The following is a 24,846-nucleotide window of genomic DNA, read 5'->3' as shown; positions in this document are numbered from 1 at the left end:
GCGATTGGCCGACAGGTAATAAGCCGCCTCGGTCGTATTCTCGCCATAAGCGTCTTTCAGAAAGGGCGGCCCCCAGGCACGCGTATCGTCACCGTTACCCGGACGCTCGACCTTTATGACCTCCGCCCCCAGGTCCGCGAGGATCTGCCCGGCCCAAGGCCCAGCCAGAACCCTCGATAAATCCAACACCCGCAGATGCGAAAGCGCGCCCATGGCCGTTCCCCTATTAATAGAACGCTTGAATGCCGGTTTGCGCGCGGCCAAGGATCAACGCATGAACATCGTGCGTACCCTCGTAGGTGTTCACCACCTCAAGGTTCACTAAATGACGAGCAATGCCGAACTCGTCGGAGATGCCATTGCCGCCCAGCATGTCCCGCGCCATGCGTGCGATATCCAGGGACTTACCGCAAGAGTTCCGCTTCATGATCGAAGTAATCTCTACCGCAGCCGTGCCTTCATCTTTCATACGCCCAAGACGCAGACATCCTTGAAGCGCGAGGGTGATTTCAGTCTGCATATCGGCCAGTTTCTTCTGGATCAATTGATTGGCAGCCAACGGGCGACCGAACTGCTGCCGGTCGAGCGTGTATTGACGGGCGGTGTGCCAGCAAAACTCGGCAGCCCCCAGGGCGCCCCAGGAAATGCCGTAGCGAGCCGAGTTCAGACAGGTGAACGGCCCTTTCAAGCCACGCACGTCCGGGAAGATGTTTTCTTCCGGCACGAATACGCTGTCCATGACGATCTCGCCGGTAATCGAAGCACGCAGCCCGACCTTGCCGTGAATCGCCGGAGCAGTCAGGCCCTTCCAGCCCTTCTCCAGCACGAAGCCTCGGATATCGCCGGCGTCGTCCTTCGCCCAAACGACAAACACATCCGCGATCGGACTGTTGGTGATCCACATCTTGCTGCCGGTCAAGCTGTAGCCGCCTTCAACCTTGCGCGCCCGAGTGATCATCGCGCCCGGGTCGGAACCATGGTTCGGCTCGGTCAGGCCAAAGCAGCCTATCCATTCGCCTGAAGCCAGCTTCGGCAGATACTTCTGTTTCTGCGCCTCGGTGCCGAATTCGTTGATCGGCACCATGACCAGTGAGGACTGCACGCTCATCATCGACCGGTAGCCGGAGTCCACACGCTCCACTTCCCTGGCGATGAGGCCGTAGCTGACGTAATTCAGGCCGCTGCCGCCGTATTGCTCGGGAATGGTGGCGCCCAGGAGGCCCACTTCGCCCATTTCACGAAAGATCGCCGGGTCAGTCTTTTCATGACGGAACGCCTCCAGTACGCGCGGCGCCAGCTTCTGCTGAGCGAACTGCTCGGCAGTGTCGCGAATCATGCGTTCTTCTTCGGTGAGTTGCTGGTCCAGCAACAAGGGATCGATCCAGCTGAAGCTCGCCTTACTGGCCATGAAAAAGTCCTCGCCAATCAAATGGAAAATCGTGGACTGATCCTAGGCCCGGTTTCCCACAAGAGCAAACGAGGATTCGGCATGGTGTTGTGCTAATTTCTCACTCCGTAAACACCATAGACCGCTGTTGTGCGGATAACGAGTGAGGCTTGCGTATATGCGTCGTAAAATCCCAAGCACCGCCGCCCTGATCAGCTTCGAGGCTGCCGCACGCCACGAAAGCTTCACCAAGGCGGCACTGGAGCTCTCTATCACCCAAGGCGCTATCTGCCGACAGATTGCCAGCCTGGAGGACTTCCTTGGCGTGGAGCTTTTCCGACGCTCGAGACGCGGCGTCAAGCTGACTGAAGCGGGGCTTTCATATAGCCGTCGAATCGCCACGCAACTGGATGCCGTCGAGCGCGATACCCTTTCAGTGATGGGGCACACCGGCGCGAACGTTATCGAACTCGCCGTCGTGCCCACCTTCGGCACTCAATGGCTGTTGCCACGCCTCAAGGATTTCCAGGGGCAGCACCCTGAGGTGACGGTCAATCTCACCAACCGCACGCGCCCTTTCCTGTTCGCCGATACGGATTTCGATGCAGCCATCTACTTCGGCGACGCGGACTGGTCCGGTACCGAATCTCACAAATTAATGGGGGAAAAGCCGTTGCCGGTATGCAGCCCCTCCTTGCTGGGCAACCGCAAAACTCTGACGCCGGAGGCAATCACGGAGCTCCCCCTGCTCCAGCAGACAACCCGCCCATACGCGTGGCGCCAGTGGTTCAACTCACAAGACCTTAATATCGCGCGCGACCTGACAGGTCCGCGCTATGAACTATTCTCCATGCTTGCCCAAGCCGCCATGCACGATATGGGTGTTGCCTTGATCCCGCCCTTCCTGATCCAGCGCGAACTGGCGGAGAAGCGCCTGGTCATTGCCAACCCCAATGCCCTGTCGAGCCTCAAGGCGTATTACCTGATGATCCCGGAACGGAAGGTGGAATCGGCCTCGCTGCGGGCATTTCGCGATTGGCTGGTCACCGAAGCTAGAAACTATGATTTTGAAAATTAAGGAAAAAATGACAGCGCAAATAAGTAGTAATACTATCTCAAGCACTACAGATATAACTATTTGTCGCATTTAACCAAACTGTGATCATATCGGTACAAACGTCCTATAACCGTTGAAATACGTGGCTTTAAGCCATATCGAGCGAGTCATATCGTTCCATTCATCTGACCGATGCAAAAAGAATCATAATTGCCGTTATCCCTTGATTTGCCTGGGTTTAGCGACCTTTACCTCGCCAGTTGCGACATTCGGTCACAGGGTGACTTGTAGTTATATTTACGTCACACGTCATAATCCCTTGAAGGGCTGAATATTCGCCTGCAAAATGCCGCGCCCCGCCTGGTCAGGCGGGATCGTGCTGATCGGCCGCCCCAGTCGCACCATCCGAAGTGCCTGGGTTTACTCAATAAGATCACGCAGGAGATTTGACGTGCACATTGGTGTTCCTCTCGAAACCCAGACGGGTGAAACACGGGTTGCTGCTACCCCGGAAACCATCAAGAAGCTGGTCGGCCAAGGCCATAAAGTCACTGTTGAAAGCGGCGCCGGCATCAAGGCCAGCGTTATCGATAGTGCCTATGAGGCAGCGGGCGCAACCATTGGCAGCGCCAGTGATGCATTCGGGGCCGAACTGATCCTCAAGGTGGTCGCCCCCAGCGACAGCGAGCTGACGCTGATCAAGAGCGGCACCGTTCTGGTGGGCATGCTCAACCCGTTCAACAACGAAACCATCGCCAAGCTGGCCGAACGCGGCATCACCGCATTCGCCCTTGAGGCCGCGCCGCGTACCTCCCGCGCTCAAAGCCTGGACGTGCTGTCGTCTCAAGCGAATATCGCCGGCTATAAAGCCGTGTTGCTGGCCGCCCATCACTATCCGCGCTTCATGCCGATGCTGATGACCGCCGCAGGCACCGTGAAAGCGGCGCGCGTGCTGATTCTCGGCGCGGGTGTGGCTGGACTCCAGGCGATTGCCACGGCCAAGCGCCTGGGCGCTGTGATCGAGGCGTCGGACGTGCGTCCCGCAGTGAAAGAGCAAATCGAATCCCTGGGCGCCAAGTTCGTCGACGTGCCTTACGAAACCGATGAAGAGCGTGAATGCGCCGTCGGCGTCGGTGGCTACGCCCGGCCGATGCCGGCCAGTTGGATGCAGCGCCAGGCCCAGGCCGTGCACGAGCGCGCCAAGCAGGCGGACATCGTCATCACCACCGCATTGATTCCGGGCCGCAAGGCACCGACGCTGTTGAGCGCGGAAACCGTGGCGCAGATGAAACCGGGTTCGGTGGTCATCGACCTCGCGGCGGCCCAGGGCGGTAACTGCCCGCTGACCGTGGCCGATCAGGTGGTGATCGAGAATGGCGTGACCATTTGCGGTCCGACCAACCTGGCCGGTGAAGTCGCGGCTGACGCTTCGGCGCTGTACGCCCGAAACCTGCTGGACTTCCTGAAGCTGGTCTTCACCAAGGAAGGTCAGTTCGACGTGAACCTGGAAGACGACATCGTCGCCGCGTGCCTGATGTGCCGCGACGGCCAAGTCATCCGCAAAAACGCCTAAGCAGGGATTCAGACAATGGAAGAGCTTATCTCCCCCGGTATCTACAACCTGATCATCTTCGTGCTGGCGATTTATGTCGGTTACCACGTGGTCTGGAACGTTACACCCGCGCTGCACACGCCGTTGATGGCGGTGACCAACGCCATCTCGGCAATCGTGATTGTCGGCGCCATGCTCGCCGCCGCCCTGACTGTAACGCCGCTGGGCAAGACCATGGGCACCCTCGCCGTGGCCCTGGCCGCGGTCAACGTGTTCGGTGGCTTCCTGGTGACGCGCCGCATGCTTGAGATGTTCAAGAAAAAAGCCCCGAAAGCCGTAAAAGAAGAGGCGCCCAAGTAATGAGCATGAACCTGGTAACGACGCTCTACCTGATTGCGTCGATCTGTTTCATCCAGGCCCTCAAAGGCCTGTCGCACCCTACCACCTCTCGCCGAGGCAACCTGTTCGGCATGCTCGGCATGGCGCTGGCGGTGATCACCACCGTGGGTCTCATCTATAAGCTGGGCGCTGAGCTAGCGACCGCTGGCATCGGCTACGTCATCGTCGGCCTGCTGGTTGGCGGTACCGCCGGCTCGATCATGGCCAAGCGCGTCGAGATGACCAAGATGCCGGAGCTGGTAGCGTTCATGCACAGCATGATCGGCCTGGCGGCGGTGTTCATTGCCATCGCGGCGGTAGTCGAGCCGCAATCGCTGGGTATCGTCAAGCAACTGGGCGATTCGATCCCGGCCGGTAACCGTCTGGAGCTGTTCCTCGGCGCGGCCATCGGTGCAATCACCTTCTCCGGTTCGGTGATCGCTTTCGGCAAGTTGTCGGGCAAGTACAAGTTCCGCCTGTTCCAGGGCGCACCGGTACAGTTTGGCGGCCAGCACAAGCTCAACCTGATCCTGGGCCTGGCAACGCTGGGCCTGGGCCTGACCTTCATGTTTACCGGCAACCTCGGCGCGTTCGCCTTGATGTTGGCCTTGGCCTTCGTGCTGGGTGTGCTGATCATCATCCCGATCGGCGGCGCGGACATGCCGGTGGTGGTCTCGATGCTCAACAGTTATTCGGGCTGGGCGGCCGCCGGTATCGGCTTCTCGCTGAACAACTCGATGCTGATCATTGCCGGCTCCCTGGTAGGTTCGAGCGGTGCGATCCTGTCTTACATCATGTGCAAGGCGATGAACCGTTCGTTCTTCAACGTGCTGCTCGGTGGCTTCGGCAACGCCGCAGATGCGGCTGGCCCGGCAGGCTCGAAAGAAGCCCGCCCAGTGAAATCCGGTTCGGCAGATGACGCGACCTTCCTGCTGACCAACGCCGACACAGTGATCATCGTGCCGGGCTACGGCCTGGCGGTGGCACGGGCGCAGCATGCGTTGAAAGAGCTGACCGAGAAGCTGACCCACCATGGCGTGACCGTCAAATATGCGATCCACCCGGTGGCCGGTCGCATGCCCGGGCACATGAACGTCCTGCTGGCCGAGGCCGAAGTACCTTACGACCAGGTGTTCGAGATGGAGGACATCAACTCCGAGTTCGGCCAGGCCGACGTGGTGCTGGTGCTGGGCGCCAACGATGTGGTCAACCCGGCAGCGAAGAACGATCCGAAGTCGCCGATTGCCGGCATGCCGATCCTCGAGGCCTTCAAGGCCAAGACCATCATCGTCAACAAGCGCTCGATGGCCAGCGGTTATGCCGGCCTGGACAACGAGCTGTTCTACCTCGACAAGACCATGATGGTGTTCGGCGACGCCAAAAAGGTCATTGAGGACATGGTCAAGGCCGTGGAATAAGCTCCGCTGTGTTATCAAAACGCCCCGACTTGTCGGGGCGTTTTGATTTGTATCAAGGCTGAAAGTTACCGATACGGTAATGATGTTTTGCCTGAAACGCCCGTAATAGACGCCTCAAATGCGACTTTTGTAGCGGGTCGGGCACGGCGCGAATTCTCTACACTGCGCATCCTGCTTCCTGCCCGAGACAACCATCCATGTACCGTGACCGCATCCGCCTGCCTTCGTTGTTGGACAAAGTGATGAGCGCTGCCGAGGCAGCCTTGCTGATTGAGGACGGGATGACCGTTGGCATGAGTGGCTTCACCCGCGCCGGAGAAGCCAAGGCGGTACCTCATGCACTGGCCGAACGGGCCAAGCTCATGCCGTTGAAAATCAGCCTGATGACCGGGGCGAGCCTGGGCAACGATCTCGATAAGGAGCTCACGGAGGCAGGCGTGCTCGCGCGACGCATGCCCTTCCAGGTGGACAGCACCCTGCGCAAGGCCATCAACGCTGGCGAGGTCATGTTCATCGACCAGCATCTATCGGAGACCGTTGAACAGATGCGCAACGCGCAGCTCAAGCTGCCCGATATCGCCGTGATCGAAGCCGTGGCCATTACCGAACAAGGTCATATCGTGCCCACCACATCAGTGGGCAATTCGGCCAGTTTTGCGATTTTCGCCAGACAAGTGATCGTCGAGATCAATATGGCCCACAACCCGAATCTGGAAGGGCTCCACGACATCTATATCCCGAGCTACCGCCCAACCCGCACACCCATTCCCCTGGTGAAGGTCGAGGACCGCATCGGTAGCCCTGCCATTCCAATCCCCGCGGAAAAAATTGCCGCCATTGTCATCACCCATCAAGCGGACTCACCCTCCACCGTCCTGCCACCTGACAGCGATACACAGGCTATTGCCGATCACTTGGTCGATTTTTTCAAGCAAGAGGTGGCAGCCGGACGAATGACCAACAAGCTCGGCCCCTTGCAGGCCGGAATCGGTAATATCGCCAACGCCGTGATGTGCGGTTTGATCGATTCCCCGTTCGAAGAACTGACCATGTATTCCGAGGTGCTGCAAGACTCGACCTTCGACCTGATCGATGCGGGCAAGCTGAGTTTCGCTTCCGGCAGTTCCATTACCTTGTCGGCTCGACGCAATGCCGATGTCTTCGGCAACCTGGAAAGGTACAAGGACAAATTGGTCCTGCGCCCGCAGGAAATCTCCAACCATCCAGAAGTTGTGCGCCGCCTGGGCATCATCGGCATCAACACAGCGTTGGAGTTCGATCTGTACGGCAACGTCAACTCAACCCATGTGTGCGGCACGCGGATGATGAACGGCATTGGCGGATCGGGCGACTTCGCCCGGAATGCGCACCTGGCGGTGTTCGTTACCAAATCCATCGCCAAGGGCGGTGCCATTTCCAGCGTCGTGCCGATGGTCAGCCATGTGGACCATACCGAGCACGATGTCGACATCCTGGTAACAGAGGTCGGCCTGGCCGACCTGCGGGGACTCGCACCACGGGAGCGAGCGAGGGTCATCATCGACAACTGCGTACACCCTATCTATCGCCAGGCGCTCAGCGACTATTTTGAAGCCGCTTGTAAGCTGGGCGGACATACGCCGCATATCCTGAAGGATGCACTCAGTTGGCACCTCAACCTCGAGGAAACCGGGCGCATGTTGGCGATTTGATACAGCTGGCCTAGCGATACGGCAATAACAGTTTCGATGAATGCTTACGGCAGGGGCGGTCACCGTATAAAACTGTACTACTGTACCGGTGATTTCTTACGCCCCATTCCTACAAAACCGGGAAGAACGACCTAAAATGCACCTAAATTGTGCAGACAGGTACAGTTGCCTCAATATCGACCAGTACACCGCTCTTTAACAGTTAACTGGTCTCTCACAATACAGATGAACTGTATCTAGAGAGACTGGCCAAACGAGAGGATCATGGGCACCAGTCAAACCACTACCTGATCCCGCCACAAGCGGAAGGATGTCAACCATGGAACGTACACTCAGTTCCGAGCTGTTTTTCGAAGACAAAGCTGAAAAAAACCAGGCTTCCCTGCCTCTTCGCGTTATCGCCAACCTGATGTTGTGGCAGCGCCGCATTGCCAGCCGCCATCAACTGGCTCGTCTGGATTCGCGTCTGCTGGCTGACGCCGGTATCAGCGAAGCACAACGCTACGAAGAGCTGAGCAAGCCGTTCTGGCGCTAACTCAGCGTCGCTGGCCCTGACCCACCGGGTCCATCGCCAGCATCGAATTGAATAAACGAGACCCGTCGTGGGAAACCACGACGGGTCTCGTCGTTTATGGGCCCGGGGTTGAATTTCCACTGAAACTGAACAGTTTTAAAATTTTAAACTATGACAAGTACAGTTAAAACTGCTCGCCTTATTATTGTTCTGTAGCTGCCAGCCGCCGCGTTCTGTCCTAATATCGATCCTGACGTGGCGAAGCGAGTCGAATCTGCGTCTCTTCCTTCCAGCTACACGCACCGGCATCCTTCATCATCAAGGAGTTACATCATGATCCGTCTTCGCCTGCTCAGCACAGCTGTCCTGCTGGCCGTAGCCGCCCATTCCAGCGCCAGCAGCTTTATCGTCACGACTGACTCCATCGTCGGCGCACTAAAAGCCACTTCCGACGTAACCTCCGACGCCACCTCTTCACTGCGGGACAACAAGATTGTTCAAGCTGCCCGTGATGATGCCGCCAGCTTCGTGGCTAGCGAAGGGGCCATCCGTGGCGTGAAGCTGGAAAGCGCGCTGGATTTCATTCGCCAGCAGGCTCCACAGCTCAACGCCACCGATGCGCAGTTGGCACAGGCCATCCTGGTTATTTGATGCAACATGAAACATCGGGCACCCAGAGGTGTTCCGATGTTTCAGCGCTGGCTCTGGCCCGCCGGTTTGCGCTAGCCTTCAGGCTCGCCAACAACTGTCGAGTCCCATGCGTTTTTCAAATCTGTACCGAGCCTTTTTCTTCGCAGCTTTCTGCTGGTCTGTTCCGGCCCAAGCCTTTGACGTGTCCACCCAACAGCTGGTGGCCAGCGCTTATGCCACAAGCCTCGTGACCTCGGCACCCTTCGACAATAAACTGGTCGTCGCCGCTCGCGATGACGCCGCAACATTCATTGCCAGCGATGGACAGTTGCGAGGCGCACAGTTGGAATCGGCCTTGGCTTACCTGCGCCGAAGCCAGCCAAAACTTCACGCCAGCGACCTTGAACTGGCACAGGCAATTCTCGTCCAATAGCTATCTGTATTTTTCTTTTCGGAGTCGTTCCATGCGTAGCCCGCTGATTGCTGCCGCCCTTGGCCTGCTGGTGTTGGCCGATGTGGCCCAGGCACATACCTTGGTAGCCACCAGTAACATCATCGTTCGCGCTTCCCAGCGCTCGATCGATTTCACCTCTGACACCACTACCTCCATCCGTGATTCGAAAATCGTCCGTGAAGCCCACGATGACGCGGCCAGCTTCGTCGCCAGCAATGGCGAAATCCGTGGCGCTCATCTCGAGGCCGCTTTCGAAACCTTGCGTACCCGCGTACCGGAAGCTCGCGACGCCAGTGATCAGGTTCTCGCCGAAGCCATCCTCGCATTGTGAGGCAACTCGCCGCCTGGCTGACGGCCGGGGTCGTGCTGCTCATTGGCAGCACTGCCCAGGCCGGCCTGCAGCTACACCTCAATAGCGACGGCTTGAGCCCGGCGCAACAGCAGGCCAGTCAGGCATTGCTCGATGAAGCCATGCAAGCATTACCTCCGCGCTTCATCGAGCGATTGGACCGGCGCATCGATGTCGGCTGGACCGACCAAATGCCGGAAAACGCCTACGGCCAGGCTTCGTTGGTGTCACAGCTGGATCTCAACCGTAACCTGCTCGACAGCCTCACCGACGGCAGCGCCGCCAGGCAAAAGACCCAGCGGCCGCACGGCACGGTGCGGCGAGAAATGCTCGCCACGGTCCTCCACGAACTGACTCATATCTATGATCGCTCGCGTCTATGGCCGGATGCCGAACGTGCGCTGATCCAGCGCTGTACGCGGCGCAACAGCAGTGCAGGATTGATCGGGCTTCCGGATGAGTGCCGGGGCGAGAACGACCGCCGCTTCACCCTCAGCGATGATCCACGCTTGCTCGACTTGGCCGGTTGGCCGCAATACGTCGGCCGCCGCGGCGAACGGGAACAGCATAACCGCCAGGTCGCCCGCAGCCCGGACCTCTACGAGACGAGCAGTCCCAAGGAGTTCGTCGCGGTGAACATGGAGTATTTCCTCCTGGACCCGAGCTATGCGTGCCGGCGCCCCGCCCTGTATCGCTATTATCAGGGACACGTCGGCTGGGCGCCTGCCGCCAAGGACACCTGCGCCCAGTCCTTTGCTTTTCTCAACGCCGGCAATGATTTTGCCAAGACGCCGCTGGGCAAGGTCGATCCGGAGCGCGTCTACGCCATCGATTACCTGCTGGCCGAAGCTAACCAGAACTGGGTCAGTCGCTGGGGCCACAGCATGCTCCGGCTGGTGATCTGCGCGCCGGGCCGACCACGTGGGCCGGATTGCCGGTTGGACCTGGATCAGCATCTGGTGTTGTCTTACCGTGCGTTTGTAGGTGATGTACAGCTGTCGAGCTGGGACGGACTGGTGGGCAAATACCCATCGCGCCTGTTTGTGCTGCCGCTGGCCCAGGTAATCGATGAATACACCAAGACTGAACTGCGCAGCCTGGCATCAGTTCCGCTGAACTTGTCTCGTGCCGAGATCGAGGAGACCGTCGAACGTGCCGCCGAAATGCATTGGAGCTACGACGGAAACTACTATTTCCTCTCCAATAACTGCGCGGTTGAAAGCCTGAAGCTGCTGCGCAGCGGCAGTGACAACGAGCAGCTCAAAGGCCTGGACAGCATCATGCCCAACGGCTTGCTGGAAATCCTCAAGGGTCGAGGCCTGGCGGATACCAGCGTACTGGATGATCCCAAGGAGGCACTGCGCCTCGGTTACCGTTTTGACTCGTTCCGCGACCGCTACCAGGCGATGTTCGAAGTCCTGAAAAAACATCTGCCCATCAAACAGCAAACCGTTGAAGACTGGCTGGCCCTGGACGCCACTGAACGCCGCGCCTGGTTCGAGCAGGCAGACCTGCGCACCAGCGCGGCGCTGCTTCTATTGGAGCAGGCGAGTTTCCGCCGGCAATTGCTGCTGGCTCAGGATGAGGTCAAGCAGCGCTACCTCAATGCCCGCGAATTGCAGAACGGCGGTATGGAACGGGCAAACGCGACGCTGCAGCAGATTCTCGCCAACAGCGGTTTCCTGAGCCGCCCGGCCGAATTGCTGGGCAGCGGCGGCTATGGTCTGCCGCAACCCAGCGAGTGGCAACGACTGGAATCGGAAAGCAGCCTGCGCCAGAAGCAACTGCAAACGCTCACAGGCGACCTGGATAAGGAGGTTCGAGCGTTGCTGGAGCCGAGCCGCGCAGCTGAAATTGCTGCAAGCGAGGCCAACGTGAAGGTAATCGGCGAACATCTGCGCAAGCTGCACAAGGCCGGGGGCGGGTTGGAGTTGCCCTGACCCGTTTGGATGAAACTTTAAAAAGGGGGGTTCAGAACTCAGTTCTGAACCCCCCTTTTTTGTAGCTGCAAACCGAACCTGGAATCAGCCCAGACGCGCCTTGCGCACGCCGTCAGCCAAGGCAGCACACAAGCTCAACACGCCATCGATCGCCTGCTCCGACGTGTCGGCACGGGCGATATGGTCGATCAGCGCCGAGCCAACCACTACCCCATCGGCCAGCCGCGCGATAGCTGCCGCCTGTTCAGGCGTGCGGATACCGAAACCGATGCTGATCGGCAGATCGGTATGGCGACGCAAACGCGCCACGGCCTCTTCCACATGTTCCAGCGTTGCGGCGCCGGCACCGGTCACACCGGCAACTGACACGTAGTAGACAAAGCCGGAGCTGCCGTTGAGCACGGTAGGCAAGCGCACGTCGTCAGTGGTTGGCGTAGTCAGGCGGATAAAGTCCAGGCCGACGGCCTGGGCCGGTTCGCACAGTTCGCTGTTGTGCTCGGGCGGCATGTCCACCACGATCAGGCCATCGACGCCGGAGTCCAGCGCCTCGCCGATGAAACGCTGCACGCCATAACGATGGATCGGGTTGAAATACCCCATCAGCACCAGTGGCGTCTCGGTGTTGTCCTTGCGGAACTCACGCACCATCTGCAGGGTTTTCGCCAGGTTCTGCTGGGCCCCCAGGGCGCGGATATTCGCCAGCTGGATTGCCGGGCCGTCAGCCATCGGATCGGTGAACGGCATGCCCAGCTCGATCACGTCCGAGCCAGCGCCAGGCAGGCCCTTGAGGATCGCCAGCGAAGTGTCATAGTCCGGATCACCGGCGGTGACAAAGGTCACCAGCGCGGCGCGGTTCTGTTCCTTGAGTTCGGCAAAACGGGTTTGCAGGCGGCTCATCAATGTTTCTCCTGCTGGGACTGTTCCATATGGTGCATTACGGTTTGCATGTCTTTGTCGCCGCGGCCGGACAGGTTGACCACCATCAGGTGATCCTTGGGCAGGTTCGGTGCACGCTTGAACACTTCAGCCAAGGCGTGGGCGCTTTCCAGCGCAGGAATGATCCCTTCAAGACGGCAGCATTTATGGAAAGCTTCCAAAGCTTCGGCGTCGGTGACCGAGGTGTACTGGACCCGACCGATGTCATGCAACCAGGCGTGTTCCGGACCGATCCCCGGATAATCGAGACCTGCAGATATGGAATGGGCGTCGATGATCTGACCGTCGTCGTCCTGCAGCAGGAACGTACGATTGCCGTGCAGCACACCCGGGACGCCACCGTTCAGGCTCGCGGCGTGCTTGCCGGTCTCGATGCCATAACCAGCCGCTTCAACGCCGATGATATCGACGCTCTTGTCATCCAGGAACGGATGGAACAGGCCCATGGCGTTGGAGCCGCCACCGATGCATGCCACCAGGCTATCCGGCAGCCGGCCTTCCTGGGCTTGCAACTGATCGCGGGTTTCCTTGCCGATCACCGCCTGGAAATCGCGGACCATCGCTGGGTAAGGGTGCGGCCCGGCCACGGTGCCGATCAGATAGAAGGTGCTGTCGACGTTGGTCACCCAATCGCGCAGCGCCTCATTCATCGCATCCTTGAGGGTGCCGGTGCCAGCAACCACCGGGATCACTTCGGCGCCGAGCAGTTTCATCCGGAACACGTTGGCCTGCTGGCGCTCGATGTCGGTGGTGCCCATATAGATCACACACTCAAGGCCAAAACGCGCAGCCACGGTGGCAGTCGCCACGCCGTGCATGCCAGCGCCGGTCTCGGCGATGATGCGTTTTTTGCCCATGCGCCGCGCCAGCAGGATCTGGCCGATGCAGTTGTTGATCTTGTGGGCGCCCGTGTGGTTCAGCTCTTCACGCTTGAGGTAGATCTTCGCACCGCCGCAGTACTCGGTCAGGCGCTCGGCGAAATACAGCGGGCTCGGACGACCGACATAATCCCGTTGGAAGTAGGCCAATTCCTCAATGAACGCAGGATCTTGCTTCGCCACTTCGTATTCACGGGCCAGATCAAGGATCAACGGCATCAGCGTTTCGGCCACGTAGCGGCCGCCGAACGCGCCAAACAGGCCGTTGGCATCGGGGCCGCTGCGCAGGTTGAAAGAGGTCGTAGGCTGGGTCATCGGGCGCTCCAGGCGAATGCGTAGAAAAACAGTGAGGGTCACTCTACCCCTGCCATCGCGCTCTGAAAACCGATAAGATCGCCGCAACCTGTCAGGAAAACTCACAGATACCATGAGCCACGATCTTCCGCCGCTAAACGCCTTGCGTGCCTTCGAAGCCACCGCCCGCCTGAACAGCGTAAGCCAGGCGGCGGAACAGTTGCACGTCACCCATGGTGCTGTCAGCCGGCAATTGAAAGTGCTAGAAGAGCACTTGGGTGTCAGCCTGTTCATCAAGGACGGCCGTGGCCTGAAACTCACAGATGCAGGTTTGCGTCTGCGTGACGCCAGTGCCGACGCATTCGAACGCCTGCGCACGGTTTGCGCGGAGCTGACGCAAAGCACTGCGGACGCGCCGTTCGTGCTGGGCTGCTCGGGCAGCCTGCTGGCGCGCTGGTTCATACCCCGCCTGGGCAGGCTCAACGCTGATCTTCCCGACTTGCGCCTGCACCTGTCCGCCGGCGAAGGCGACTTGGACCCGAGGCGACCTGGACTGGACGCCCTGCTGGTATTCGCCGAACCGCCCTGGCCAGCCGACATGCAAGTGTATGAACTGGCCAGCGAGCGAATCGGCCCGGTGATCAGCCCGCGCTACGCCGGATTCGCCCAACTGCGGGACGCACCGGCCAGCACACTGTTGGGCGAGCCGCTATTGCATACCACCTCCCGCCCACAGGCCTGGCCAACCTGGGCACGGCAAAATGCCTTGGAACCCCAGTCACTGAGATTCGGGCAAGGTTTTGAGCATCTGTATTATTTACTCGAGGCCGCGGTAGCCGGGCTTGGCGTGGCAATCGCCCCGGAACCGCTAGTAGCCGAGGACGTTCGTGCCGGACGCCTGGTCGCGCCGTGGGGCTTCAGTGAAACCCCGGCGCGGCTGGCGTTGTGGCTGCCCAAGCGCGCCGCGGATGGGCGCGCCCGGCAATTGGCACAGTGGCTCAGGCATGAGCTGAGCCCACCCATTCAGTCACCGCGCTTGCACAACAAGTAAGCGGCCAGCAAACCAAGCGCCCCAACCGCGACACCGGCCGTGGTCCAAGGATGTTCTTGAGCGTAATCACGGGTGGCGATCCCGGTTTCACGGGTTTTCACCTTGACCTCTTCATACGCATCGCTGAGCAGATGCCGAGAGTGTTTCAGCGCGCTTTCGGCATTGGCCTTGAGCGACTTGAGGGTTTTGCGCGACTCGTCCGAAGCGTCGTCTTTCAGGCTTTCCAAGGACTTGAGCAGACTCTCGATCTCCGCTTCCATGCTTTGCAACGAGGCTTTACGTAACGAAGTGCTGGCCATGGTGGCTCTCTCCTGCAGTGGTTGAGTAGCGTGTGAGGATTGGGACTGCGACCGCTTGCGAAAGTGCAGTAAATCTGAACTTTCGCAGCGAAAACGGCGACACACGTAAGGCGAAAAATCGCTGCTAGGCTGTTAAAGACAACCAAGGAGAACGTCATGAGTGATCATCACACGTACAAAAAGGTCGAACTGGTCGGCTCGTCTCCCACCAGCATTGAAGACGCCATCAACAATGCCCTGGCGGAGGCCAGCAAAAGCCTCAAGCACCTGGAATGGTTCGAGGTCACCGAAACCCGCGGTCACATCGAAAATGGCCGTGCCGCGCACTTCCAGGTGACCATTAAGGTCGGGTTCCGGATCGCCAATAGCTGAGCTGATTTGAACTTGCACGCTGGCGGAGTGCCATAGGGAATGGCCATGCGCTATGGTTGGCGCATCAGGCCTTTCTGATACCTCCCTATTTGATCCGTCCAAGGAGTGCGAGCGATGAAGAAGTTGATGGTGGCCCTGGGTCTGCTGAGCCTTGCGGGTAGCGCGTTTGCGGCCGACAAGCCCTGCGAAGAGCTGAAAAGCGAAATCGCGGCGAAGCTTGATGCCAAAGGTGTATCGGGTTATTCACTGGAAGTTGTCGATAAAGGCGCAGCGGCTGACGGAGAAGTCGTCGGCACCTGCGAAGGCGGTTCAAAGCAAATCGTCTACAAACGCGGCTGATTGCGCGTTCAAATCAAAGCCGACGCGGTGCGTCGGCTTTTTTGTGGCTGTGATTCAGCCTTTCATGACTTGCGCCAGCAGCTCATAGGAGTGCAGCCGGTCGGTGTGCTCGTACAGATCGCTGGTAAAAATCAGCTCGTCGGCCTGGGTTTGCTCGATCAGCACCTCCAGCCTGGCGCGGATTTTCTGCGGCCCACCGATCATCGCCAAGCCAAGGAAGTCACCGACCGCTTCTTTCTCATGGGGCAGCCACAGGCCATTCATGGTTTCCACTGGCGGGCGCTGTACCAGACTTTGGCCGCGCATCAACGCGAGGATGCGCTGGTATACCGAAGTCGCCAGGTAATCCGCCTGCTCATCGGTATCCGCTGCCACCAGCGGTACGCCGAGCATGACGTAAGGTTTGTCCAGCACCGCAGACGGTTTGAAATGATTGCGATAGACGCGAATCGCTTCATGCATGAAACGCGGTGCGAAATGCGAGGCGAAGGCGTAGGGCAACCCGCGCTCTCCGGCCAGTTGCGCACTGAACAGGCTCGAACCCAGCAGCCACACCGGCACGTTCGTCCCCGTACCCGGCATGGCAATGATGCGCTGGTCCGGGGTTCGCGGGCCGAGGTAACGCATCAGTTCAGCCACATCGTCAGGGAAATCATCGGCACTGCCGGAGCGTTCACGGCGCAGGGCCCGGGCGGTCATCTGGTCGGAGCCGGGTGCGCGGCCCAGCCCGAGATCGATCCGGCCCGGAAACAGGCTCTCCAACGTGCCGAACTGCTCGGCAATGACCAGAGGCGCATGATTCGGCAGCATCACCCCGCCGGAGCCGACACGAATGGTCGATGTGCCGCCCGCCAGATAGCCCAGCAACACCGCCGTCGCGGAGCTGGCGATGCCGTCCATATTGTGGTGCTCAGCCACCCAGAAGCGGGTATAGCCGCATTTTTCCACGTGTTGCGCCAGGTCGAGGGAGTTGCGCAAGGACTGGGCAGCGTTGCCGTCGGCACGAACGGGGACAAGGTCGAGGGTTGAAAATTTGACTTCGGACAGCTGTTTCATGGGCTGGCATCTCCAACGGCGTACCAGCTTTCCTGTGGGCGAAAGCCTGCCGTTTCTGTAGGTGTGTCCTATGAATGTGGGCATATACCCGAGATTCAATAGTAGCGGAGAAATTTCCTACTAAATTAGTCGACTAATCGACCAGGTGAACTTTATCAGCCGGTCTATCCTCACAATCCTGGCACTGAAAAATAACCAGGCGCGAACCCTCGCGCCGGATCATGAGGAGGCACACATGGCTATCGTCAAGAAAGCATCGGCTCACTGGGAAGGTGACCTGAAGACCGGAATCGGCTCCATCTCCACGGAAACCGGCGTGTTGCGCGAAGCGCCCTATGGTTTCAAGGCACGTTTTGAAGGCGGCAAAGGCACCAATCCCGAAGAATTGATCGGCGCGGCCCATGCGGGCTGTTTTTCCATGGCGTTTTCGATGATTCTCGGCGATGCCGGGCTCAAGGCCGACAGCATCGACACCAACGCCGAAGTGACGCTGGACCAGGTTGATGGCGGCTTTGCGATTACCGCGGTGAAACTGATCCTCAAGGCCAAGATTCCGGGCGCCACCCAAGCGCAATTCGAGGAATTGAGCAACAAAGCCAAGGAGGGTTGCCCGGTTTCCAAGGTGCTCAACGCCAAAATCACCCTGGACGCCTCGCTGGTAAATTGATGAACTGAAAAGATCGCAGCCTCTCCACAGGCTGCGGTCTTTTTGATGGGCGATCTATTTGCCCGAAGGCAATTGTGATCGAATGCAGGTCTGCAGTTTCAGCGCACAGGCAGTGCGCGCTGTATTGAGGGATTCCAGCATGAAACGATTCGCCCTGGCAGTCATCGGTTGCGCATTGGCCACATCGGCCCTCGCGGCACCCAAGCCCTGTGAAGAACTCAAGAGCGAGATCGAAGCCAAGATCCAGGCCCAAGGCGTGGCCTCCTACACGCTTGAAATCGTCACCAATGAAGAAGTCCATGACCAGAACATGGTGGTGGGCTCCTGCGAGAACGGCACAAAAAAAATCATCTACCAGAAGAACGACCGCTAGACAGCGCTACATCAGGCAATTGGCCTGCCGATCCTCGGCGACGATTTCACGCTTGGCGTTATAGAGCCGGGCGCTTGGGGAGTAAGCCAGGTTGCGAGCCTCCAGGCGATAACGCTGGCCGGCCTCGAAATGGTCGTAGCGTACGATGAGGTAGCACAGCCGCTCTTTCGGCTCGCTCATCATGCCCAGCCCACCGCCAGCGCCGAACACCTCGAAGTCGAAGCGCACCTTCAATTCATGGCTACCCGGCGAGACCTGGAAAAATCGCCCGTCCCGCAGTCGCTGGCCGTCCAGGCTTTCAGCCATCAGCAATTTGCCGCCCGGCATTGGCGTGGCGAAATCGACCCAGGCCATGTTCGGGTCCATTTCAGGCAATGGGCTCGTTGCACATCCGCTCAACGTGGCGAGAGCCAACAACAGCGTAGGTAGGCGCATGATCGGTTTCCTCAAGTCAGGCGCCGAGCATAGCGCCGATCAGCTTTGCTGGCAGCCCGCCGGCGTGCCTTGGCCCACCACCTTTCGTTGCTCGTCATAAAGCTTGGCCCACGGACGGAAGCCGATACTGCCGGCCTGCAGCTGGTAGCGCCGGCCCGCATTGAAATCCTTGAATTTCACGTTCAACCGGCAATCACGCCACAACGGTTCGGCATCCGGGCCGATGTTGCCCGGTTCCACGGCAAATTGATAACGCACCGTCAGCTCATGGCTGCCGGGCTGCACTTCGAAATAACGACGGTCGATAGAGGCTTTGTCATCGACTTCCAGCGCTTGCAAAGCCGTGTCCCGATGGTTCCCCAGGTCGATCCACGCTTGAGAGGGATCGGGATCAGGCAAACCGGCACAACCGGTCAGCAGCAACAGGCCACAAGTCAGCATCAACACGCGCATAGCGAAGCTCCGGGCAGGCGAGATAGTCTTGAGGCAGACTTCCCAGGGTGATTCCAAATTGATCAGGCAGCGTTCACGCCATCGGTTACTCGACCGTGTTTTCAGGATTTTGTTTCCGGCCCTCGTGCTTTTGTTACTCAACGGTTGTTCCAGCCTCGGTTACTACAGCCAGCTCGCCAGTGGGCAGATACGACTGCTGCAAGCTCGAGAGCCGATCGAGCGGGTCATCGCCGACCCCGCCCGTGATCCAAAATTGCGCGCGCATCTGGCCCAGGCGCGCGAAGCCCGGACGTTCGCCAGCGCCCACCTGCACCTGCCCGACAACCAAAGCTATCGCCTGTACGCGGACATTGGCCGTCCCTTTGTCGTCTGGAATGTCTTCGCCACCGCGGAATTTTCCCTGGCCCCGCAAATCCACTGCTTCCCCATTGCCGGTTGTGTGGCGTATCGCGGCTACTACAGCCAGGGTGCCGCCCGAGGCGAGGCTGCGATGCAGCGCTTGCGCGGCATGGATGTCTCGATTGGTGGCGTAGAGGCGTATTCGACACTGGGCTGGTTCAATGACCCGATCCTCAGTTCGATGCTGCACTGGGGCGACGAGCGCTTGGCGACGCTGATCTTTCATGAACTGGCGCACCAGCGCTTCTACGTAAAGGACGACACCGAATTCAATGAATCCTTTGCCACCTTCGTCGAGCAGGAAGGCACCCGCCAATGGCGCGCCCAACGTGGACTGACACCGGACAATGGCAACAAGGTGCACCAACGCGAGCAATTCATCCAATTGATCCTCGACACCCGCCAGCGGCTCGAAGCCCTTTACGCCCTCCCCCTGCCGGCCGAACAGATGCGCCAGCGCAAGGCCGCGGAATTCGAACGCCTGCGTGCCGACTACGAGCACATGCGCGACACCCAATGGGCCGGCGACAAGCGCTACGACGCCTGGGTCTACGCACCACTGAACAACGCCCGATTGTTGCCCTTCGGCCTGTATGACCAATGGGTGCCGGCGTTCGCGGCGTTGTTCAGGCGTGAGGGCGAAGATTGGGTCAGGTTTTATGTCGCCGTGGAGAAGCTTGGTCGGTTGGCGATGGATGAGCGAAAGGCAGCGTTGAAAGCATTGGCAGCATCGCCAACGGCGAGCCTTCTCACCACCAGAACGAGCCACCTGCCATCAGCGCCCGCAACTGCGTCACACTGATACTGCGCCGCTCAGGATCAAGGGCCAGCGCCGTGCGCAATGCTGTCCAGTAACGCCTGGGCAAGTTGCGCGGAGCCTTGAGCTCACGTTCCAGCCCGGTATCGCGAGCTTGGGTTGAAGGCAGACGCCGATATGGGTGTCTGCCGCTCGCCAGTTCGTACAGCACGCAAGCCAGGCTATAGAGATCGGTGCATGCAGAAACGGGGCTTCCCTCCAGCAATTCTGGGGCGGCGTAGGCCGGCGTCCAGGCGCCGAGACGTTGGCGGTTCAGCGAAGGCAAGCCTTTCAAGGGGCCCTCCTCAGTCAGGCCCAGGCCGAAGTCAAACAAACGCACACCTTCTGCACTCAGCATGACATTGCTCGGTTTGATGTCACCATGCACTACGCCTCGGCCATGGGTATGTGCGATGGCGTCAAGCAGTGGAATTGCGATCGGTCTCAACTCGGGCCAGGGCAAACCGAGGGGGGATTCGCAGAGTAACTTGTCCAGGGTCAAGCCGCGCATCAGCTCCATTGTGATGAAAACCCGTCGCTGGGCAGCGTCGACTTCAAACGTGTATGGGCGCAGCACGTTCGGATGGCTCAAGCGCCGGCTCAGGGCAAACTCGCTATAAAGCAGCGCACCCGCGTCCGGGGCATCACCGAGTTCCTCGCTGAGCATTTTTACCGCAACGTAAGGATCCGGATCGCCGTACTGTTCATGGAGCAGGTCGCGGGCCCTATAGACCACCCCCATGCCACCGGCACCGAGCAATCGTTCGAGACAATAGCGGCCGGCAAGTATCTTTGGCATTTCGCCAATACAGCGCTGACTCGATGGCAAAGCAGACGACACACCGAAGGCGGAACAGATGAGACTTTTCTCATCGCCGTCTGGGGCACCTGAAGTTGTGGCGGGACCGTTCACTTACGTATCACCACCGCCGTCAGGTTGTCCCTCGCCCGACCGCTCAAAGCTCCTGCGAAAAGATGTTCCAATGCTCTGCTCGGGCAAGCCAGGCTCATCGCATCACCGAGCGCTTTTCCACCAAGGTCCTGATACAAACCGTCGCTGCACAACAAAAACGTATCACCGTAATGAACGTCCAACTTAAGGATTTCCAACTTCAGTTCGTGCGAGGCGCCTACTGCGCGGGTCAGCGCCTTCGCCGCGGGGTGAGCATCTGCCTCCTCGAGACTGGCCTGATGCTCGTCGACCATTTGCTGGCGCAGGGAATGATCCTTGGACAATTGATACAGCTGCCGATCACGCCATAGGTAGCAGCGGCTGTCGCCAGCCCAGATACAAGCGGCACGTTTGCCTTCCAATAACAGCACCACGACGGTGCTTCCCATGATGCCGAGCGGATTTTCAGCAGTAACTGTCAATTCCTGACTCAGTCTTCGATTGGTCCAGCGCAGGCACTGGCGCACCGCTCTCGAACGCTCATCGATGTCTCGATGAATGGGCAGCTCCGCGAGGTTGGCAACTACCAGTTGGCTGGCCATATCGCCGCCCGAATGGCCGCCCATTCCGTCGGCAACGGCCCAGATTCCCTGCTCCGGACATTCCAGGTAGGCATCCTCGTTACGCGAGCGAACCTTGCCGGGATCGGTACGCGCAGCGCTGCGCCACCTGCGGGAGTGAAGCATCACAGCTGTACCGGCATCCGGAAGGTACGCAAGGTGCTCATGTCGAAAGGGTTCGGCGTGCGCTGGCTCATCAATAGATAGTTGGCCCGCAGGCCACCGAGATCAGCCTTGAGCACACGCACATCGCGACCGACCAGGTATTCCATCTGCATCAAGTCGAATAAACGAAACAGCGACCAGGGCCCGGTGCTCTTCTCGATGCCGACCCCCTGCCCGCCGACAATCCTGTCCAGTACCAAGGCCGCTCGACCGTCCTGCGCCTCGATTGGCCAGGTGAAAGCGACAGGCTGTATCGGCCCATGCCGGTACTCCAGCGTCTGGTCGCCCAGGCGTAATTCGGATCGGCTGACCGCCGGGTCGAGCGTGTAGGGTTCGAGTTTGAATTGGACTTTTGGCTCGACAGGATCTTCCGCAAAGAAGCTCTGGCGAATGGTATGTGTCGTTGCCATTTGCTCCAGATAGACCCTGGACATGGGCAGGCTCTGGCCATCGACACTGCGCAGACGGTAGTGCCCCGAATGACCACTGACGAACGGCCGCATGTAACGCTCGAAGAACCGATCGACAATGCCTTGGTCCTTGAAAAACTCCCGGAAGTCATTGATCGCGACATCGCTGGCGCTGTGGGCATTGAACGGATACCGCTTGTTGATTGCCTTTGCGTAGAACGTGTAGAGCTCGCTCTGGTAGCGCTGGTTCAGGTATCGATATGAATCATCGAGCACCAGGCGCCAGCTATCCTCTGCAAGCCCGTTGAGCCATCCATTGAGCGGGCGCGGCAAGCGTGCCGACGCGCTACGCAAATTGCTCAGCGCATCTTGCTGAACACCCATGCGATGCCTCGCCAATTCGAAGGCGGCCTGCTCCGGTGCACTCGCGCGGGTCAGGGTGGCCAACTGCGAGTCGACGTCATCAAGAGCGCGCAACGCCAGGATCAGGTCGCCTGCGGGGCCACCTTCAGCGTCCAGCAGACGGTGCAATGGCTCAAAACGCCGTTGTAAGGATTTCTGCCCGACTTCCGGCAGCCTCGCTGCCACGGAGCTGGCGGCTTTGCCAGCGAGGGCGACCGTATGCAAAACGGTACTGCTGCTGTTTCCGGTCGTTTGCGTCGCTTCATCCATACGTTCGGCAATGCCTTGGATGCGCGTGTGCTCACGCACCTGCACCAGCAATTGCACCAGAGGCGAATACGCCGACGTCAGCTCTGCCAATTGCCCGGCGGCTTCACTGGTGCTACCAGCCCTTCGCAAGCTGACCCGCCCGATCGCCACGCTCCAGCGTTCGGCATAGTCACGAAAGTACAATTGCTCCAGTTCGCTCATAAGACGACGCATGTCCATGCCGCTGGGATTCGCACCTTCGCCCAGCACCCAGTTGTCCTGTAGTAGTCCGGTAATCAGCGTCGTGCCTTGGACTGAAAAGTACTGCTCATAACCTTGACGGGTATAGAAGCCCGGAATGATCTGGTCAGTGCCGACCAGCAACGCACCCTGCGGGCCCAGATGTTGGCTGAGACTGTATGGCGGCAGCGGGTTGGCCTGCTCGCGAAGCATTCGGTAAACGACGTCCGCCAGGGACTCACCGCGCAGGATTTTCCGAGCCTGGGCCACCAATGACTCGTCCACCTCATAGGCGAGAGGCAGGTCCAATAGACGCTCGAAGTGAGTGTTCAAGCCGTTCTGGATCGCTGGATTGCCGGGATAACGCAGCGACCAATCGCGGGCAAGCCGATCCTTGAGCCATGCCGCGTCGCGTCGCTCGGGCCTGGCCAGCATCAAATACGCGCGCAGACTGTTGAGCAAACGTTCACGGTCACCCAGATTGCCCTGAATATGCTCCTCAAGCATTTTTGCGACCCGAGGCAGGAGTCGCGATTGCAATTCGTGTTCATAGGCGCCAACCACCACGGGGCTGGTTGCATCCCCCTGATATAAACGAATGCGTTCATGCAGTGGCACCGCTTTTTCCGGAGCAAAGACCTGAGTGGCCTCGAAGCGGACATCAAGCGAATCGAGCAGCGCAATCGAGTCGTCGCTGGCCATCGGCGCCAAGCGCAGTTGTTCCCAACGTTGGCCCAACATCCACAAATGTTCCAGACGTTCGTGGTTGGCCGAAAAACCCTGTGCCCACAGCAGCCCGAACAATCCAACGGGCGCCAGCGCTGCGAAATAAACCATACGCTGGTTCCGACGGATACGCCTATGTTCGCTCCGCCCCAAGCGGGCCAGATCGGCCTCGGGAAAAATGACCCGCGTCAGCAAGTGGTGGATAAATCGGGAGTTGATACCTTCGCGAGAGGACCTCGAAAGCTCGCGGCGAGTGCCAGGGCTCGCATCGCCGGGGCTGGCAGCCGCAGCGCCAGGCTGCGAGGCGCAGGTCAAGTAAAAGCCCCGAATTGGGGACGCCTTGCCATTGGAGACTTGCGCGAGCAGCAGACAGAGATGTGTGCCCATCTGCGCCAGTTGCTGGGGAAAATCCAGGATGAGACCACGACGTCCGGCATCTCGCTCCTGATGCAGACGCGTGAGCAATTGACTGTTGAGCCTGTGCAGTAGCGACTCGAATTCGGTTCGCGATACGGTCACATCGTTACCGTGCGGGCCCCGACCAAAACTCGCGCCCAGTACCTGGTCGCTCTCCTCCCGGGTCATCGAGTCGAAGAATTCATTAAAGCCAGGCACGCAGTCCGCCTTGCTCAGCACGAGGTAGACCGGCATGTCGGCGCGCAGTTGGCGCTGGATATCCTGCAGACGAGCCCGGATATGACTGGCAAGCCGGGCAACCTCATCCTCGCTTCCCAGCAGCACCTCCACAGGCACCGTCAACAGCACGCCATTCAATGGACAATGACGGCGACGCTTGCGCAGCCATTCGAGCAACCCGCTCCAGGCATCAGCATCGACATCTGGATCCGCCTGGGTCAGGTAGCGTCCCGGCGTATCGACCAACACAGCCTGTTGGGCAAAATACCAATCGCAATGTTGTGTACCGCAAGCGTCTTCCGAGGAATCACGCTCAAACCTGTCGAACGCAAATTCAAGACCCGAACAGGCCAGCAGGCTGGTCTTTCCGCTGGCAGCAGGGCCCATCACCAAATACCAGGGTAAATCATCACGCCAGTACTCGCCGTGGCCGGAATACAGGCTTGAGGTCTTTAACGTTTCCAAAGCCTTCTTGAAGCGCGAGCGCAGCTCGCGGCGCTGATCGTCTATCCTGGTCCGACTGAAAGTACGTGGCGAATTGGCTTCGGCTTTCTTCTCGCTTTCCGAGACGCGCTCAGAGTAGAAAACCATGCCCAGTCCCCATGCCAGAAACATCGCGCTGAGGGTCAGTAGACGTGCCGTCGGGCTCGCCCAGAACTTGTAATCGGCAACAGCCAGCAACGGTCCGACAAACCACACCAGCAATCCGATAAAAAGCACCCAGGACAGCGTCCAGACCCAAGTCCGACGCAACCAGGCGCCCATTTTCCTGAAAAGCGATTTCATGA

General features: G+C 59.3%; 27 protein-coding genes (1 of these 27 cut by a window edge). 16 read left to right on the top strand and 11 right to left on the bottom strand.

The window, feature by feature from the left end; genetic code table 11:
- Together M1E16_RS00660 and M1E16_RS00655 are read right to left on the bottom strand one after the other, a co-directional pair.
- On the bottom strand, positions 1-213 hold the 5' end (the start) of the coding sequence (locus M1E16_RS00660; RefSeq protein ID WP_458128952.1) for a CaiB/BaiF CoA transferase family protein. The gene continues 1,008 nt to the left of window position 1, outside the view; only the first 213 of its 1,221 coding nucleotides appear in the window; its start codon is at positions 211-213; its stop codon lies beyond the left edge, outside the window.
- Between the two features lie 13 nt (positions 214-226).
- Complete coding sequence (locus M1E16_RS00655; RefSeq protein ID WP_434626692.1) at positions 227-1,408, bottom strand: acyl-CoA dehydrogenase; 1,182 nt, start codon at positions 1,406-1,408, stop codon at positions 227-229.
- A gap of 157 nt (positions 1,409-1,565) precedes the next feature.
- On the opposite strand from M1E16_RS00655, the gene M1E16_RS00650 reads away from it, so the two are divergent.
- From M1E16_RS00650 to M1E16_RS00605, 10 genes are all read left to right on the top strand, one after another.
- A complete protein-coding gene (locus M1E16_RS00650) occupies positions 1,566-2,465 on the top strand; it encodes a LysR family transcriptional regulator (protein ID WP_458128951.1) in 900 nt (299 codons plus the stop codon).
- A gap of 430 nt (positions 2,466-2,895) precedes the next feature.
- Positions 2,896-4,017, top strand: coding sequence for a Re/Si-specific NAD(P)(+) transhydrogenase subunit alpha (locus tag M1E16_RS00645; RefSeq protein ID WP_434602436.1), 1,122 nt, complete (start codon positions 2,896-2,898; stop codon positions 4,015-4,017).
- Between the two features lie 15 nt (positions 4,018-4,032).
- Positions 4,033-4,356 carry an NAD(P) transhydrogenase subunit alpha part 2 gene (locus M1E16_RS00640; protein ID WP_003187010.1) on the top strand — a complete coding sequence of 108 codons (324 nt, stop codon included), beginning with the start codon at positions 4,033-4,035 and terminating at the stop codon, positions 4,354-4,356.
- Complete coding sequence (locus M1E16_RS00635) at positions 4,356-5,792, top strand: NAD(P)(+) transhydrogenase (Re/Si-specific) subunit beta (RefSeq protein WP_458128950.1); 1,437 nt, start codon at positions 4,356-4,358, stop codon at positions 5,790-5,792. The genes M1E16_RS00640 and M1E16_RS00635 overlap by 1 nt, the downstream gene beginning before the upstream one ends.
- A gap of 197 nt (positions 5,793-5,989) precedes the next feature.
- Positions 5,990-7,483, top strand: coding sequence for an acetyl-CoA hydrolase/transferase family protein (locus tag M1E16_RS00630; RefSeq protein ID WP_458128949.1), 1,494 nt, complete (start codon positions 5,990-5,992; stop codon positions 7,481-7,483).
- Positions 7,484-7,802: 319 nt separating this feature from the next.
- Positions 7,803-8,018, top strand: a complete 216-nt coding sequence (locus M1E16_RS00625; RefSeq protein WP_003187014.1) for a DUF1127 domain-containing protein — start codon at positions 7,803-7,805, stop codon at positions 8,016-8,018.
- Between the two features lie 312 nt (positions 8,019-8,330).
- Positions 8,331-8,648, top strand: coding sequence for a DUF2388 domain-containing protein (locus M1E16_RS00620; RefSeq protein WP_458128948.1), 318 nt, complete (start codon positions 8,331-8,333; stop codon positions 8,646-8,648).
- A gap of 106 nt (positions 8,649-8,754) precedes the next feature.
- Positions 8,755-9,060 carry a DUF2388 domain-containing protein gene (locus M1E16_RS00615; protein ID WP_434626702.1) on the top strand — a complete coding sequence of 102 codons (306 nt, stop codon included), beginning with the start codon at positions 8,755-8,757 and terminating at the stop codon, positions 9,058-9,060.
- Positions 9,061-9,091: 31 nt separating this feature from the next.
- The gene (locus M1E16_RS00610; protein WP_039593376.1) at positions 9,092-9,412 is read left to right on the top strand and encodes a DUF2388 domain-containing protein; all 321 of its coding nucleotides are present in this window, start codon (positions 9,092-9,094) and stop codon (positions 9,410-9,412) included.
- Positions 9,409-11,370, top strand: coding sequence for a DUF7844 domain-containing protein (locus M1E16_RS00605; protein ID WP_458128947.1), 1,962 nt, complete (start codon positions 9,409-9,411; stop codon positions 11,368-11,370). The genes M1E16_RS00610 and M1E16_RS00605 overlap by 4 nt, the downstream gene beginning before the upstream one ends.
- Before the next feature lie 84 nt (positions 11,371-11,454).
- Here M1E16_RS00605 and trpA read toward each other — a convergent pair whose 3' ends face one another.
- The gene (gene trpA / locus M1E16_RS00600) at positions 11,455-12,267 is read right to left on the bottom strand and encodes a tryptophan synthase subunit alpha (RefSeq protein ID WP_458128946.1); all 813 of its coding nucleotides are present in this window, start codon (positions 12,265-12,267) and stop codon (positions 11,455-11,457) included.
- Complete coding sequence (gene trpB / locus M1E16_RS00595) at positions 12,267-13,499, bottom strand: tryptophan synthase subunit beta (protein ID WP_458128945.1); 1,233 nt, start codon at positions 13,497-13,499, stop codon at positions 12,267-12,269. The genes trpA and trpB overlap by 1 nt, the downstream gene beginning before the upstream one ends.
- Before the next feature lie 112 nt (positions 13,500-13,611).
- Here trpB and M1E16_RS00590 point away from each other — a divergent pair, with 112 nt between their 5' ends.
- Positions 13,612-14,529, top strand: a complete 918-nt coding sequence (locus tag M1E16_RS00590; protein WP_458128944.1) for a LysR family transcriptional regulator — start codon at positions 13,612-13,614, stop codon at positions 14,527-14,529.
- Here M1E16_RS00590 and M1E16_RS00585 read toward each other — a convergent pair.
- Positions 14,502-14,828: a DUF883 family protein gene (locus M1E16_RS00585; protein WP_186611411.1), complete on the bottom strand. Its 327-nt coding sequence runs from the start codon at positions 14,826-14,828 to the stop codon at positions 14,502-14,504. The two genes, M1E16_RS00590 and M1E16_RS00585, sit on opposite strands and share 28 nt — an antisense overlap.
- 156 nt (positions 14,829-14,984) lie before the next feature.
- Between M1E16_RS00585 and M1E16_RS00580 the strand changes: the two genes are divergently transcribed.
- A complete protein-coding gene (locus tag M1E16_RS00580) occupies positions 14,985-15,200 on the top strand; it encodes a dodecin (protein ID WP_003177209.1) in 216 nt (71 codons plus the stop codon).
- Positions 15,201-15,314: 114 nt separating this feature from the next.
- Complete coding sequence (locus M1E16_RS00575) at positions 15,315-15,539, top strand: DUF1161 domain-containing protein (RefSeq protein WP_458128943.1); 225 nt, start codon at positions 15,315-15,317, stop codon at positions 15,537-15,539.
- A gap of 54 nt (positions 15,540-15,593) precedes the next feature.
- On the opposite strand, the gene M1E16_RS00570 is transcribed toward M1E16_RS00575, so the two are convergent.
- Positions 15,594-16,595: an LLM class flavin-dependent oxidoreductase gene (locus tag M1E16_RS00570; RefSeq protein ID WP_434654347.1), complete on the bottom strand. Its 1,002-nt coding sequence runs from the start codon at positions 16,593-16,595 to the stop codon at positions 15,594-15,596.
- Positions 16,596-16,830: 235 nt separating this feature from the next.
- Between M1E16_RS00570 and M1E16_RS00565 the strand changes: the two genes are divergently transcribed.
- Positions 16,831-17,262 carry an OsmC family protein gene (locus M1E16_RS00565; RefSeq protein WP_458128942.1) on the top strand — a complete coding sequence of 144 codons (432 nt, stop codon included), beginning with the start codon at positions 16,831-16,833 and terminating at the stop codon, positions 17,260-17,262.
- A 139-nt stretch (positions 17,263-17,401) separates the two neighbouring features.
- Entirely contained in the window at positions 17,402-17,635 is a 234-nt protein-coding gene (locus M1E16_RS00560) for a DUF1161 domain-containing protein (RefSeq protein WP_458128941.1), read from the top strand.
- A 6-nt stretch (positions 17,636-17,641) separates the two neighbouring features.
- On the opposite strand, the gene M1E16_RS00555 is transcribed toward M1E16_RS00560, so the two are convergent.
- Complete coding sequence (locus M1E16_RS00555; RefSeq protein WP_434654350.1) at positions 17,642-18,070, bottom strand: PA0061/PA0062 family lipoprotein; 429 nt, start codon at positions 18,068-18,070, stop codon at positions 17,642-17,644.
- Positions 18,071-18,109: 39 nt separating this feature from the next.
- Positions 18,110-18,523, bottom strand: a complete 414-nt coding sequence (locus M1E16_RS00550) for a PA0061/PA0062 family lipoprotein (protein WP_434626725.1) — start codon at positions 18,521-18,523, stop codon at positions 18,110-18,112.
- A gap of 58 nt (positions 18,524-18,581) precedes the next feature.
- Here M1E16_RS00550 and M1E16_RS00545 point away from each other — a divergent pair, with 58 nt between their 5' ends.
- A complete protein-coding gene (locus M1E16_RS00545) occupies positions 18,582-19,724 on the top strand; it encodes an aminopeptidase (protein ID WP_458130380.1) in 1,143 nt (380 codons plus the stop codon).
- Here the strand turns inward: M1E16_RS00545 and M1E16_RS00540 are convergent.
- From M1E16_RS00540 to tssM, 3 genes are read right to left on the bottom strand one after another with little or no spacing between them, the layout of a single operon-like run.
- Complete coding sequence (locus M1E16_RS00540; RefSeq protein ID WP_458130379.1) at positions 19,672-20,577, bottom strand: serine/threonine-protein kinase; 906 nt, start codon at positions 20,575-20,577, stop codon at positions 19,672-19,674. The two genes, M1E16_RS00545 and M1E16_RS00540, sit on opposite strands and share 53 nt — an antisense overlap.
- Positions 20,578-20,627: 50 nt before the next feature.
- On the bottom strand, positions 20,628-21,356 hold the full coding sequence (locus M1E16_RS00535; RefSeq protein ID WP_458128940.1) for a PP2C family protein-serine/threonine phosphatase: 729 nt from the start codon (positions 21,354-21,356) through the stop codon (positions 20,628-20,630).
- Complete coding sequence (gene tssM / locus M1E16_RS00530; RefSeq protein WP_458128939.1) at positions 21,356-24,844, bottom strand: type VI secretion system membrane subunit TssM; 3,489 nt, start codon at positions 24,842-24,844, stop codon at positions 21,356-21,358. Before tssM ends, M1E16_RS00535 begins: the two co-directional genes overlap by 1 nt.
- Between the last annotated feature and the right edge of the window lie 2 nt (positions 24,845-24,846).

This window comes from Pseudomonas sp. Z2-11, assembly GCF_054161305.1.
This window is presented reverse-complemented; position numbering and strand designations above follow the sequence as displayed.

Excerpts from the sequence above, each read along its gene's own strand:
- M1E16_RS00615 (WP_434626702.1), top strand. The coding sequence starts at position 8,755 with ATGCGTTTTTCAAATCTGTACCGAGCCTTTTTCTTCGCAGCTTTCTGC.
- M1E16_RS00655 (WP_434626692.1), bottom strand. The coding sequence starts at position 1,408 with ATGGCCAGTAAGGCGAGCTTCAGCTGGATCGATCCCTTGTTGCTGGAC.
- tssM (WP_458128939.1), bottom strand. The coding sequence starts at position 24,844 with ATGAAATCGCTTTTCAGGAAAATGGGCGCCTGGTTGCGTCGGACTTGG.
- M1E16_RS00565 (WP_458128942.1), top strand. The coding sequence starts at position 16,831 with ATGGCTATCGTCAAGAAAGCATCGGCTCACTGGGAAGGTGACCTGAAG.
- M1E16_RS00585 (WP_186611411.1), bottom strand. The coding sequence starts at position 14,828 with ATGGCCAGCACTTCGTTACGTAAAGCCTCGTTGCAAAGCATGGAAGCG.
- M1E16_RS00635 (WP_458128950.1), top strand. The coding sequence starts at position 4,356 with ATGAGCATGAACCTGGTAACGACGCTCTACCTGATTGCGTCGATCTGT.
- trpA (WP_458128946.1), bottom strand. The coding sequence starts at position 12,267 with ATGAGCCGCCTGCAAACCCGTTTTGCCGAACTCAAGGAACAGAACCGC.
- M1E16_RS00650 (WP_458128951.1), top strand. The coding sequence starts at position 1,566 with ATGCGTCGTAAAATCCCAAGCACCGCCGCCCTGATCAGCTTCGAGGCT.
- M1E16_RS00555 (WP_434654350.1), bottom strand. The coding sequence starts at position 18,070 with ATGCGCCTACCTACGCTGTTGTTGGCTCTCGCCACGTTGAGCGGATGT.
- M1E16_RS00590 (WP_458128944.1), top strand. The coding sequence starts at position 13,612 with ATGAGCCACGATCTTCCGCCGCTAAACGCCTTGCGTGCCTTCGAAGCC.
- M1E16_RS00640 (WP_003187010.1), top strand. The coding sequence starts at position 4,033 with ATGGAAGAGCTTATCTCCCCCGGTATCTACAACCTGATCATCTTCGTG.
- M1E16_RS00580 (WP_003177209.1), top strand. The coding sequence starts at position 14,985 with ATGAGTGATCATCACACGTACAAAAAGGTCGAACTGGTCGGCTCGTCT.
- M1E16_RS00535 (WP_458128940.1), bottom strand. The coding sequence starts at position 21,356 with ATGCTTCACTCCCGCAGGTGGCGCAGCGCTGCGCGTACCGATCCCGGC.
- M1E16_RS00610 (WP_039593376.1), top strand. The coding sequence starts at position 9,092 with ATGCGTAGCCCGCTGATTGCTGCCGCCCTTGGCCTGCTGGTGTTGGCC.
- M1E16_RS00630 (WP_458128949.1), top strand. The coding sequence starts at position 5,990 with ATGTACCGTGACCGCATCCGCCTGCCTTCGTTGTTGGACAAAGTGATG.
- trpB (WP_458128945.1), bottom strand. The coding sequence starts at position 13,499 with ATGACCCAGCCTACGACCTCTTTCAACCTGCGCAGCGGCCCCGATGCC.
- M1E16_RS00570 (WP_434654347.1), bottom strand. The coding sequence starts at position 16,595 with ATGAAACAGCTGTCCGAAGTCAAATTTTCAACCCTCGACCTTGTCCCC.
- M1E16_RS00550 (WP_434626725.1), bottom strand. The coding sequence starts at position 18,523 with ATGCGCGTGTTGATGCTGACTTGTGGCCTGTTGCTGCTGACCGGTTGT.
- M1E16_RS00575 (WP_458128943.1), top strand. The coding sequence starts at position 15,315 with ATGAAGAAGTTGATGGTGGCCCTGGGTCTGCTGAGCCTTGCGGGTAGC.
- M1E16_RS00620 (WP_458128948.1), top strand. The coding sequence starts at position 8,331 with ATGATCCGTCTTCGCCTGCTCAGCACAGCTGTCCTGCTGGCCGTAGCC.
- M1E16_RS00625 (WP_003187014.1), top strand. The coding sequence starts at position 7,803 with ATGGAACGTACACTCAGTTCCGAGCTGTTTTTCGAAGACAAAGCTGAA.
- M1E16_RS00560 (WP_458128941.1), top strand. The coding sequence starts at position 17,402 with ATGAAACGATTCGCCCTGGCAGTCATCGGTTGCGCATTGGCCACATCG.